This window comes from Catonella massiliensis, assembly GCF_016651435.1.
Classification (GTDB): domain Bacteria; phylum Bacillota; class Clostridia; order Lachnospirales; family Lachnospiraceae; genus Catonella; species Catonella massiliensis.
Genome location: NZ_JAEPRJ010000001.1, coordinates 2,888,166 through 2,900,688, shown reverse-complemented (window position 1 = coordinate 2,900,688; position 12,523 = coordinate 2,888,166). Strand labels below are relative to the sequence as shown.

11 protein-coding genes are annotated in these 12,523 nt (G+C 36.7%); all 11 read right to left on the bottom strand.

The features are described from left to right. Position 1 precedes the first annotated feature (1 nt). Positions 2-1,273 carry a DNA cytosine methyltransferase gene (locus JJN12_RS13090; RefSeq protein WP_208430098.1) on the bottom strand — a complete coding sequence of 424 codons (1,272 nt, stop codon included), beginning with the start codon at positions 1,271-1,273 and terminating at the stop codon, positions 2-4. Positions 1,274-1,383: 110 nt separating this feature from the next. Then, positions 1,384-2,784 (bottom strand): 23S rRNA (uracil(1939)-C(5))-methyltransferase RlmD, encoded by a 1,401-nt coding sequence (rlmD, locus tag JJN12_RS13085; RefSeq protein WP_208430097.1) that lies wholly within the window; start codon positions 2,782-2,784, stop codon positions 1,384-1,386. Between the two features lies 1 nt (position 2,785). Next, positions 2,786-3,736, bottom strand: a complete 951-nt coding sequence (locus JJN12_RS13080; protein WP_208430096.1) for a 3'-5' exoribonuclease YhaM family protein — start codon at positions 3,734-3,736, stop codon at positions 2,786-2,788. Next, positions 3,733-5,019: a S1C family serine protease gene (locus JJN12_RS13075; protein ID WP_208430095.1), complete on the bottom strand. Its 1,287-nt coding sequence runs from the start codon at positions 5,017-5,019 to the stop codon at positions 3,733-3,735. The genes JJN12_RS13080 and JJN12_RS13075 overlap by 4 nt, the downstream gene beginning before the upstream one ends. A 2-nt stretch (positions 5,020-5,021) precedes the next feature. Next, positions 5,022-6,437, bottom strand: coding sequence for a sensor histidine kinase (locus JJN12_RS13070; RefSeq protein WP_208430094.1), 1,416 nt, complete (start codon positions 6,435-6,437; stop codon positions 5,022-5,024). A 98-nt stretch (positions 6,438-6,535) separates the two neighbouring features. Then, a complete protein-coding gene (locus JJN12_RS13065; protein WP_208430093.1) occupies positions 6,536-7,219 on the bottom strand; it encodes a D-lyxose/D-mannose family sugar isomerase in 684 nt (227 codons plus the stop codon). A gap of 11 nt (positions 7,220-7,230) precedes the next feature. After that, the gene (locus tag JJN12_RS13060; protein WP_236013802.1) at positions 7,231-8,505 is read right to left on the bottom strand and encodes an ABC transporter substrate-binding protein; all 1,275 of its coding nucleotides are present in this window, start codon (positions 8,503-8,505) and stop codon (positions 7,231-7,233) included. Between the two features lie 14 nt (positions 8,506-8,519). Further along, entirely contained in the window at positions 8,520-9,176 is a 657-nt protein-coding gene (locus tag JJN12_RS13055) for a response regulator transcription factor (protein ID WP_208430092.1), read from the bottom strand. Continuing rightward, positions 9,169-10,503, bottom strand: a complete 1,335-nt coding sequence (locus tag JJN12_RS13050; RefSeq protein ID WP_208430091.1) for a sensor histidine kinase — start codon at positions 10,501-10,503, stop codon at positions 9,169-9,171. The genes JJN12_RS13055 and JJN12_RS13050 overlap by 8 nt, the downstream gene beginning before the upstream one ends. Before the next feature lie 2 nt (positions 10,504-10,505). Next, positions 10,506-11,483, bottom strand: a complete 978-nt coding sequence (locus JJN12_RS13045; RefSeq protein WP_208430090.1) for a sugar ABC transporter substrate-binding protein — start codon at positions 11,481-11,483, stop codon at positions 10,506-10,508. 45 nt (positions 11,484-11,528) lie between these two features. After that, a complete protein-coding gene (locus JJN12_RS13040) occupies positions 11,529-12,452 on the bottom strand; it encodes an ABC transporter permease (protein ID WP_236013943.1) in 924 nt (307 codons plus the stop codon). Between the last annotated feature and the right edge of the window lie 71 nt (positions 12,453-12,523).

Sequence of the window (12,523 nt, the reverse complement as noted above, 5' to 3'; positions counted from 1 at the left end):
CTTATTGTCCTAGCTGTTCTTTTATCTTATCTGCTATTATTTTTGCCATCATTGGAGGTACTGCGTTTCCAACCTGAACAAATTGAGAAGTTCTCGGCCCCTCAAAAAAATAGCTATCTGGAAATGATTGTATTCTTGCTGCTTCTCTTACAGTTATAGATCTATGTTGCTTAATGTCCGGGTGTATGAAGTAATGTCCATCTTTTGATAAATGAGCTAATATAGTATGGCAATAGTTCAAGTCGCCTTCTACAACCTTAAATCTATCTACAAAAGATGTTCTATTTTTATGGGTTTTCAGCTTATCTGGTAGATTATTATATTTAAGTCTCTCATGTCTTGCATTTTCAAACCACAAATTAATTGTTTTCTTATATATCTCTATATCTTGTTTTGTATGCGGTCTTGCAACATGACTAGTCAGAACATCTGACTTGGTTCTAATCTTATTATCCTTAACATATTTTTTTAATCTACGCATATCTGATATTATATAATTATTCGCTGATTCCCCCGGATATAATGGTGGCAAATCATCCAACAAATCCCACACCTTGGCATCGCTATGAATAATTTCAAATTTGGGATACTCATATTTCATTTCTTTTAACCAGCCAATTATAATTACTCTTTTTCTGTTCTGTAAAACTCCAAAATCATTTGCATTAAGTTCTTTATAATCTATCTCATATCCTACCCTACGCATATACTTTTGAAGATTCTTAAAAGCTTGTCCACCACGCGCAGTTTTAATACCCGCAACATTTTCAAATACAAACATTTTAGGCTTGTATTTGTTTAAAAATTGGACATACATCTTGTATAGCTCATTTCGAGTATCCTCTTCCATAGGCACTATCATGTGACTACTCTGTGCCCTACCCACTAATGAATATGCTTGGCATGGAGGGCCTCCAACAATTACATCTACTTTACCAATTTTTTTCTCATCAATAATTTTATTTATTGACTGAAAAATCTCCTTAATAGTTGACTTTGACATTTCCTTGTTAATGACAGTCTTCAATTCACTTCTAGGAATTAACTCTAATAACTGCTCACGCGATATTTCATTCCTCTCATATTGATAATAGCTTTTTAAGTTGCCATTTTCTTTAAGATAATAATAGGCAATTCTTGTTTCTAATGTTTTTGCTGCATACTCATTCATTTCCACATGTGCAATTGGTCTATAACCACTTTGAATGAAACCTTCTGACAATCCCCCTGCACCAGCAAAGAGGTCGATATAACTTAAGCCATTATCATTCATTGCTACCCTACCTTATCATATCATATTTGCTATACTAAATCAGTAAAATTATTATTTATATCTTATCTATTTCTTAACGGTATCTAAATCCATTAACTATATAAATAAAACTAATATTCTATACTTAGCCTCACCACACTCTCCACATGCACCCCCCTAGAAAACTGATCCACTGCCTGCACCTTATCCAGTCTATACCCCCCATCTCCACATAGCACCTTCAAGTCCCTCGCAAGTGTAGCCGGGTCGCAGGATACATATACTACTCTTTCCGGCTTATAATTCATTATCGTCTCAAGGAGCTTTTCATCGCAACCCTTTCTTGGCGGGTCTACTACTATTACATCAGGCTTTGGGAGTTTTTTAGCCTCATCCTCAGCTTTTCCTACTGTGAAATGCACATTCTCCATTCCATTTAATTTAGCATTTTCCCTAGCATTTACCACTGCTGCCTCTACTATCTCCACCCCGTAGACTTCCTTAGCCTTCTTAGCTAAAAACAGACTTATGGTACCGATGCCACAGTAGAGATCCCAAACCACTTCTTCTCCCGTAAGATCTGCAAACTCCAAAGCCTTACCGTAAAGTTTCATAGTCTGGGCAGGGTTTACCTGATAGAATGAAAATGGAGATATCTTAAACTTAACATCCTCTATCATATCCACTATGTAAGGCTCTCCGTAGATGCATTTAAGCTCATCCCCAAATATCACATTGGTAACCTTCTTATTTACATTTACGCAAATGCTACTTATCCTTACATCACTCCTGCCCTCAAATGCCTTAAGCACTATAGCTGTAAACTCATCATCCTTTGGCAGTACATCCCCGTTGATAACCACACAGATGCCTATTTCACCGGTTGCAAAGCCCTTTCTGGTCATTATATGTCGGACTAACCCCTTGGCTTTTTCAGGTTTTTTCGTCTTTGGATTTATTTTTTCCTCGTAGGCAGATATTTTATACTTCTTCATAAATGCCATAAGGGTATCCAAAATAAGCTCATTCTCCTCAAACTGAATGTAGCATTTGGTCGTATCCACTATCTCGTGGCTCCTCTCAGCGTAAAAGCCCGTAACTGTCTCGCCCACTTTATTCACACCAACAGGAAACTGCGCCTTATTCCTATAATGCATAATCTCTTCACAGCCAATTATAGGGAGCATAGGTATAGCCTCATCGCTAAAACCACCTATTCTCTTTATGCAGTTAAACACTTTCTTCTGCTTGAACTTAAGCTCTGCCTCGTACGAAAGGTGCTGGAACTGACAGCCTCCGCATCTCTTTGAAATGGGACAGACAGGCTCTATCCTATCTGTTGACGGCTCTATAATACGCTCGCATCTGGCATATCCATAGTTTTTTCCTGCCTTTACCACCCTAGCCTCTATCCTATCCCCCGGAACTGTATCCTTCACAAAGAGGGTATAACCATTTGCATGCGCTATACCCTCTCCCTCACTTCCTATTGCCTCAATCTGAAGTTCTAAAATTTCATTTTTTTCAAACATATTATTCCTTATTCTTAGTAGCTATTCTTATATTCGACTCAAAAAACTTGTTGTAACCAAGCCAGTCCGTTCTGCCCTCATTTACCTCCAAAAGCTCGGTAAATGTCTCCATCTTCGCATCCATGTTGTCAGCAAGGCTGAGTGCAAAGGCTTCCATAAGTGCAGGCATCTTAGGCGAACCAAATTCCAGAGAGCCGTGATGCGATAAAATGCAGTGAATAAGCTCATCTGCCAGTCTTTTTGGAAAATTTTCAATGCTGTTAATCTTCTCATTTATCATATTTGCACCAATGTAAATATGACCTAGAAGCTGGCCTGAGTCAGTATATTCATTTGTTGGAAATCCGCTAAGCTCAACCATCTTTCCTATGTCGTGCAGTGGTGCCGCCGTTATAAGCAAATCTCTGTTAATCATAGGATATTGATTAGACATGAAATCACAGACCTTTACCACTCCCAGAGAATGCTCCAAAAGCCCTCCCACAAAGCTATGGTGGACTGTCTTTGCCGCAGAATGATTCTTAAACTTCTCTGCAAATTCCTTGTCCCTGAAAAATGTATCCAATAACTTTTTATAATAAGGATTCTTTACTGTATCGATGATGTCTAAAAGCTTCCCATACATCTCATCTCTATCGTACCTTGAAGTAGGTATGTAGTCCGCCAGGTCATATTCGCCTTCACCACATCTTCTGGCTCTGATAATTTTGCCCTGCAAAGCTCCCATATAGATAGAAACCTGCCCCTGAACACAGACAAAGTCGCCACCTGCAAAGTCCTCTATTCCATTTGAATTCGTATCCCATACCTTAGCATCAAGACTGCCTGTTTTATCCTGCAAAGTCATTGAATAATATGGTTTGTCATTTTTACTTCTAAGCTCCTTCTTCTCCTTACAGTAATAGATGCCGTTTAACTGCTCTCCGTCCTTAATATCCTTTATATATCTCATTTTATACCCCTGCTGTCTCCTATCTCTACTTCTAATTCTATTTTCTTACCCTCATTCCTTGTTACCCTGTAAATGAGGACTTTTACCTTATTCTTTGGCTTTTTACTTTCAAGGAAGCTCTCATAGTCGCTCATATTTTCAATGTGTACGCCGTCCATCTCGTATATTATATCGCCTTCCTTAAAGCCCGCATCATCCGCAGGAGAACCCTTGGTGACGCTGTCTACCATTACTCCTCCTGATATTCCTGTCTTCTCCTCAGCTCCGTCAAAAGCCTTGGACTTAATTCCTATATAAGGCAGGGGCTCATCATTCATCATTTTCTCAAGTAAGGTCATTATCTTTGAAATGTTAATTATCTGAGTTACATCCTGATTTCCCTTATAATATATGCCTACGACATTTCCATCAAAATCAACAAAGACAGCATCTCCGTTCTTGGCAATATCTATGTCTGTAAACTGCGAATCAAAGCTATAGTCATCTTCTATCAGGGATGTCTCAGCACCTGTTATAACTCCCGGTAATACTGAATAGATGTTTCCATTCGGATTACCTATAGCCATAATAGGCTCACCTATGCTCTTGTAGCTAATTCCTCCAAACTTAAGAGGTTCAATATCATCCTTCTTTGCAATTCCCTTTAGATTGACCATCACAAGAGCAAGCTCCAAATTAGCCGAATAATTCTTAATTATCCCCTCTGCAAGGAAGCCCTGCTTAAATTTAACCTTTATATTATCAGCAGACTTAATGCTCTTATAATCCGTTAATATATAAGCCTCGTCGTTCTGAACCGCAATTATATATCCTGCAGCTTTATTTACAGCGTCATAAGGATTTTCAAACCAGTCCTTTCCCTTTACCACAGATTGCACTTCAACTACAGACTGATTCTGCTCATTGGCTAACTTACCAAACTGGCTTAGAGCCTGCTTATAGTCGGATAAATCAGCAGAAACTCTTTTCTCAATTATCTTAACCTGCTTTTTATCTGTCTCAGGCTTACTCTCCTTAGCTTCCTTTACAGAACTTTCAGTAGCTATCGAAGCTCCGCTCGCCACCTCTTCATTTTTCCTAAGCTCAATTGAGTGATTTTTCTTAAATAAGTTAAAATGCGGTAGCACCTCACCTGTAACTTCAAATACAATTCTTTCCGTAACTCCGAAAACAACACCCAAAAATAAAACTACAATCAAGCCAATAAAAAATTTCTTAACAGGATGCATCTTCTTTTGAACTATTTTTTCATTAATGAATTTATAATCCTTATCATCACTCATAATCATACCCCTGCTTTACTAATTGTAAATACAAACTCAGTTCCTGCATTTTCAGTGCTGATTACATCAATTTCTTCTCCATGCGACTGGATAATTTCCTTAACTATAGCCAGTCCCAGACCACTGCCCTTCTTGTCCTTCCCCCTCGAAGTATCCGTTTTATAAAACCTCTCCCATATTTTCTTAAGACTTTCCTTCGGTATACCAATGCCATAATCCTTAACGGACACTATTACCTTATTTCCCTTAGATTTTGTAGTTATATTTATATCTGAATCGTTGTGGCTGAACTTGATTGCATTGTCAATCAGATTGTAAAATACCTGCTCAATCTTTCCCTTGTCAGCCATTACAAGCGACTCATCCCCTTCAAATATAAGATTCAGCGAAATATGCTTGTCCCTGCATTTTCCCTCAAATGCCTCCACTGTCTGCTTTATCATACTATGTAGGTCAAACTCTCTGATGTCTAAGAGAGCCTGATGACTGTCAAACTTGTTAAGCTCAATCAATCCGCTTGTAAGCTTGGTAAGTCTGTCTGTTTCAAAGCAAATGGTACTAAGGTACTTATTGTAAAGCTCAGGAGGAATGGTTCCATCCATCATTGCCGTAGCAAAGCCCTTTATAGAGGTAAGCGGTGAACGAAAGTCATGAGAAATATTTGAAATAAATTTTCTCTGATATTCTTCCATAAGGCTCAGTTCTTTAGCCATGTATTCAATGGTGTCCATCAAATCCCTAAATTCATCGTGTCTGTTTTCCTCAGTGGCAAATACATAGTCAAAATTTCCTCTGGCATATTCTCTGGCAGCCTTAATTACCGCTCTTAAAGGAATAATCGATATCCTGTAAAGAAATAGCAGGGCTATGAGAAATACTACTCCAAGTATCAAAAAGCAAATATTCAAGGTATCTATACTATACGAGGCGTCTTTCTCAAGCTCTGACACCTCCATGGAAAGCACTACATATCCTTTAAGTACAAAGTCTATATCAATAGGGGAAATTACCGCCACTATAGCTTTATTAGATAATTCCTTGATATTGCCACCCACATATGAATCCTTCTCTAAGAGCCAGGCAGGAAGCCTTCTTCTCTCATTCTTATCGTTAAAAGAAGTTCCTCTTGTATCAGAAACTACTTCACCTACAGCATTTATTATCATTATTCTTGCATCTGCAAATGTATCGATAGTCTTTAGCCCATTGTCTACGTCAAAAAGAGACATATTTCCGGAATAATACCCCTTCATATAATCGCTTGTTATTGTCTCTGCCTCTATCTTCATAGACCTGATATTATCGTTTATAATTCCATTTCTGATACGCCCTGCTCCTACTGTGTTTAGTATAATAAGGGAACTAATAACTATTAGGAGGTAGCAAACCAGATACTTAAAAAACAGATTTGCTTTCATAAAAATGCACCTTCACCCATTGTTAATACACTTAACTACAGTATAGCGAAATTTGATGTATTTTACAATAATTATGTGATTTTATTTATATTTAACAATTAGTTTTTTGCATCTGGATATTCATTGCATAAAAGCCTGTATGGAGGCTCATCTTCTTCAATTTTGGGAAATCTTCCGATTTTCTCATAGAACCTATTATCTGTTTCATCATCATTGCACTGCGAAACTTCGCCAATAAGCACACTTCCACTGCTAGGAACTACATGGAATTCATGATAAAGATAAGGAGTTATAGTTATACTTTCACCCGGTTTTAGCTCAACCATTCCACCCGCCTCTATAGTATATTCTCTTCCATCGGAATGTACTATTACATCTGTGTCCAAAAGATTTCCATCTTTGTCAGAGTTATACAGTTTAATAAGCATGGTGCCTCCTCCCCTGTTTATTATATCCTCCGACTTAAACCAATGAAAATGCATTGGTGCCATCATATTATCTCTTAAAAAGAGGATTTTTTCTGCATATACTTTTTTATATTTCGGATTATGCTGGTTTCCATTTCTTATAGTAAAAAGTCCAAATCCAACTTTATTAAAGTCACCCAACCCAAAGTCAGTTATATCCCATCCCAGCCTATTATCTCTTATCTCATCATATTCTCTTCCTTTTGTTTCCCATTCTTTTGGAGTCCATTCTGCAAAAGGAGGTAGTTTAAAGCCATTTTCCTTAATAAGTATTTCCATTTCTTTTATTATATTATTGATTTCTGAACGCTTCATTTTAATTCCTCCTATTTTGATATATATTCCTGTACCTTTCTTTGGATAATCCTCATTGCATTGTCCAAGTCCACATCCTGAGTATAATAATTGTTTATTTCTGCATCTGCTATCTGTATAGCGCCTTCATATCTTTCAAACTTTGGCTTTACACTTCCACTATCTATGACTTTTCCAATAAATTCTCCATCAATATCCTTTATAAGATTTTTATCTTCAGTCACAGAATGTAGTACAGATGCTGCTGGTGCATTTAAAAACATATCTTTTTGAACTTCTTCATTTCCTGTCATATATTTAAGAAATTCCCAAGATAATTCCTTATGTTTGCTATCTTTTCCCATCCCTATATTTAAGCTGTCGACCACTGAAGAATTGCTTCCTTTTTTACCTCTTGGAAGAGTTATACAGTCCCATTGAAAATCAGTATATTTTTTAATCTTATAAGGGTATGCCTTATAAGTTCTATATTCAGCATAGCTAAGTGGCATAAAAGCAACTTTGCCCTTATCAAAAAGCTCTTTTGTGACTTTTTGATTTTCATCTAATTCACTTAAAGCTTTCGTAAACTTAATAGCTTCCTGTAGTTTGGTGCTAGTAAAATAACACTGCTTCCCATCATTTGAAAACAACCTAGCTCCGTTAGAGACTGCCGCCTCCTGCCAACTATACTTAAATATCCCAAACTGGTCTATAATTCCATCTCCATCTAAATCCTTTGTTATTTTTTTGCAGATATAATATAAGTCATCAAAAGTATAATCTTTATCGGGAATATCTATGCCCTCTTTATTCAGCAGAGTTTTGTTTACAAACATAAGGTATGGGACGGTTTCAAAGGGCAATGCATACTGTACATTTGCTATTTTCCCCGATTTTAATGCAGTTTCATAATATCTATTAGCATCAAATTCCTTATCCTTTTTCAAATAATCATCCAGATTTTCCAGTATTTCAAGCTCTGCAAAGCGGTTGAAGTCCTCATCCTTTATCATCATGACATCAGGTGCGTCCCCCTTTAGTATCTTACTACTAAGCCATTCTGAATAATCTTCTTTAGGTATGCCACTTACGTAATGTACCTTCACACCCGGATGCTCTTTCTCAAACCTATCAATAGCCCTGTCTATAAAACTATAACTATCCTGTATTTCCACATTCCAATTGCTACCGTTAAACATAGCAAATTCTAGAACCACAGGTCTTTGATTTAACCAAATGGCATATGACAATATGACAATGGCAGTAATTATCATCCCTATTACTAATATTTTCTTCTTAATCAAGCAAATCTCCTATCTTAATGGCTTCTATGTGACTGTATCGCCCAAATCGCAAGCTGAGTTCTGTCTCTTAAAGACAGCTTTTCAAGAATAACTGACAGATAATTTCTTACTGTTCCCTCTGACAAAGCAAGTGTTTCTGAAATCTCTTTATTTGATTTTCCCTTTGCCACCTCGTCTATTATTTTCCACTCACCTGTGGTTATATCTTTGACCTGAAAGTCTTCGATTTTTATTAGCGATTCATCCTTAGCCATATCTGAAAAAAATTTCAATACCTTTGTAGCAACATCAGGATTAATCATTGACTGTCCCTGATATGCCGCCCTTATGGCCTCCTGTAGTCCTTCCATGCTTACTCCCTTTAGCAAATAGCCGCTCGCACCAAATCTCAGGGCATTATAAACATATTCATCATCATCAAAAGTTGTAAGTATAATAATTTTTATATCCGGATATCCCTCCTTTACCATCTGAGTACACTGAACCCCGTCAACCTTGGGCATTCTGATATCCATAAGTATAACGTCCGGTTTATTTTTTCTTATACTCTGAATGACCTCAAGTCCATTTGCTACTGCATCTGTAACCTCAAAATCTTCTTTACTGTTTAATACAATTTTAAGGCTTTCTCTAATCATTTCCTGATCATCCGCTACCAATACTTTAATCATATTCTTTCCCCCATCTTATTGGAACCACTGCCTCTACCACAAAGCCATCCTTATTGGCAAAGTTAACAGTTCCATTCAACATTTCTACTCTTTCTTTCATATGTCTTGTTCCAAAGCCTTCTTTAATTTCAGCGCAACCTATACCATTATCTGATATTTTCAAATATATTTCAAACTGTCTTTTTTCAAGTAAAACCGTTATTTTCGTAGCCATTCCATGCCTTATCGCATTGGTAATGCATTCCTGTACAATTCTATAGATTGCATTTTCTTCATCCTCGTCTAATTTCAGCTCTTTTTCATTGCAATAATAATCTACCTCAACCCCCATAACCTTTCTTGTATTTTCAATGAGGTTGTACAGGGCTTGGTTTAGATTCAGCCTCTCTAAAGTATCAGGTCTTAGAGAACTTACTGAAGCCCTAATATCTTCAACTCCTTTACGGCTAATCTCTGAAATCAATTTTAGTTGCTCTCTTAAGATTTCAGGCGAGTCTTTTGCAAGTGCTATACAAGCGTCTATTCCAGCAATTATTCCTGTTAAAGTGTGCCCCATGGTATCATGAATTTCCCTAGCTATACGGTTTCTTTCTCTTATTTCTGCCAATTTTTCATTTTCTTCAACCATGCATTCAAGTTCTTTATTAACTTTGATAAGATTGCTATTGGCAAGTGATAACTGCTCGTATAAATCCTTTGTTTTCTTTATTGTTTCATCCTTTTTCATTATAATAAAAAGGCAGCATGCAAAAAATGCAATTATTGTCATAATGTTTAGTATATTATAAGTGAGATAGAAGTAGCTCTGCTCATCCTTAGAATATACCGAAATATAATCTGCAATATTATAATTCTTTAGCCACATAGATGCAAGGTTTTTATCTGTAATTACATAGCTGATTACCCCTCCTCCAATGTATAATCCTGAGAAGCGGCTCTTTATAAGATGTGCAAGGAAGTTTGTAAATACCCATAACAAAACCCCATTATAATTAAAGTTTAATAAAATAATAATACGAAATGCTATTAAATAATCTACAACAAGAGTAATCGTTATTATTTTTTTTACTTTTTTACCAAAATAGGTCCTAAGCCCAAATGTAACTCCAAACATTAGCATGTAAAAAATAGTTTTTTGTGCCAAAACCTCAGCATTGCCTGGTAGTCCACTTATCTCAGCAATAAATTCCCTTGCACCAAAGTTAAGTGTTACCTTGGCTATACTTAGGCATACAAACTGGGAAATCCAGATTGCTGTAGAAAAGCATATAAAATACATAAAGATAAGAATCTTGTTTGTTTTAATACTAAGAAGTTCATTTTCCATATCTATTGCCATTCATTTATATTGGTTTTATCCATATTTTCTTTAGTTACCATATCAACATCTATAGTAATATTTTTTTCAACTTTTTTATTTTTTAGATATTTATACGCTGTATCTGCTGCAGTTCTTCCCATGATTATAGGATGCTGTGCTGCAGTACCAACCATATATCCTTTTGATATTAACTGTTTGGCATAAGGCGAACCATCAACTCCATATACCATTATCCCTTTTTCTGTCAGCTTATTTACCTCAAGAGCTGCAAGCGCCCCAACAGCTGTTGGATCATTATTTCCAAAAACAACATCAATCTTAACTCCCGATTTAATAATCTTATCCATCTCCATATTTGCAACTTCTATTTCTGAACTATTATACGAATTTGCTACTATTTTGTACTCAGTATGTCCTTTTATCTTGTCTAAAAAACCCTCTCTTCTTACCTGAGTAGATTGTACACTATAATGGGATAAAAGCACAATATTAGCGCCTTGCGGAAGCCTTTTCATCATGTCTTCTGCCACTAGTTCACCCGCTTTGTAATTATCAGACTGAATAACCGAAACAACATTATCTGTATCCTGAACCTCGGTATCTACAACAAATACTGCAACTTTAGCCTTCTTACATGCCTCAAGCGCAGGCTCTATGGTCTTAGAATCTACAGGGTTGGCAAACAATACTTCAATGCCCTCATCTATCATTTCAAGTATTTGTTGATTCTGTCTATCCTGACTTTGTGCAGGGTCTCTTGTAAGCAATATATCTCCATTTGCTTCAATTACCTCCCTAAGGCTTTCATTAAGCACGGAAAAATAGGGATTATTCATAGTCATATAGGTAGCACCAAAAACTCTCGGTACATGCTTATGAATACTATTATACGTTATTTTTAGCCCAATTAACACCGAAAAAAGAATAGCTCCCGAAATAATAGGAATTATCCAATCTTTAAGGTATGTTCTTACGTTGTTTATCATTTTACCTCTAAAATAAGGGGTGAGTCATCCCCACCCCTTTTATATTTATTTATTCTTTTTAAGTGTACGGATATAGTCTAAAAATACTGCAAGAAGTATAACTACACCCTTTACTACAGTTTGCCAAAAAGAATTGACATTCATAAGGTTGAGTCCATTACTAAGTATACCTATAATCAGCGCACCAATCAAGGTACCTCCTAATTTACCCGAACCACCTGACATAGACGTTCCACCAACTACAACTGCTGCAATTGCATCCATTTCTGCACCGTCACCCGCTGTAGGCTGTCCGGAGTACATACGTGAAGCAAGAATGATACCTGCAAGGCTCGCCATTATTCCGGAATAAGCATATACAAAAAATTTTACTTTTGATACATTGATTCCCGAAAATCTTGCTGCCAATGGATTCCCACCTACTGCATATATATGTCTTCCCATTTTGGTTTTATTCATAATAAGTATTGATAGTATAAAGACTATTACCATTATTATAACAGGAACAGGAATACTTGCAATATAGCCTGCACCTAGCCACTGCCATTCCTTGGATACGACTCTCACTGGAGAACCACCTGTGTATACTCCTGCCAGACCTCTTGCTATATTCATTGTTGCAAGGGTTACTATAAATGGTGGTATAGTAGTTTTTGAAATAACAAGACCATTAAATGCTCCTGAAACAACTCCAATAACAACACCAACAAGCAGGGCTACCGGTATACTCATTCCATTTCTTGATACCAATCCTGCAGAAATAACACCCGTAAGTGCAATAACCGAACCAACTGACAAATCAATGCCACCCAGTATAATAACCATTGTCATTCCACACGCTAAGAGCATATTGGTAGAAATCTGCCTTAATACATTTAGCATATTTTTCACAGTTGGAAAAGTTCCGCTTGTTCCTGGAAAAATAGAAAGGAATATGCATAGAATTACCAAAGCCACCATTATTCCCATATTCTCCTTAAAGAATACGGCTACCTGGTTAGCAGATACCGCTTTACTGTTGGCTGTAACAATTTTTTTAT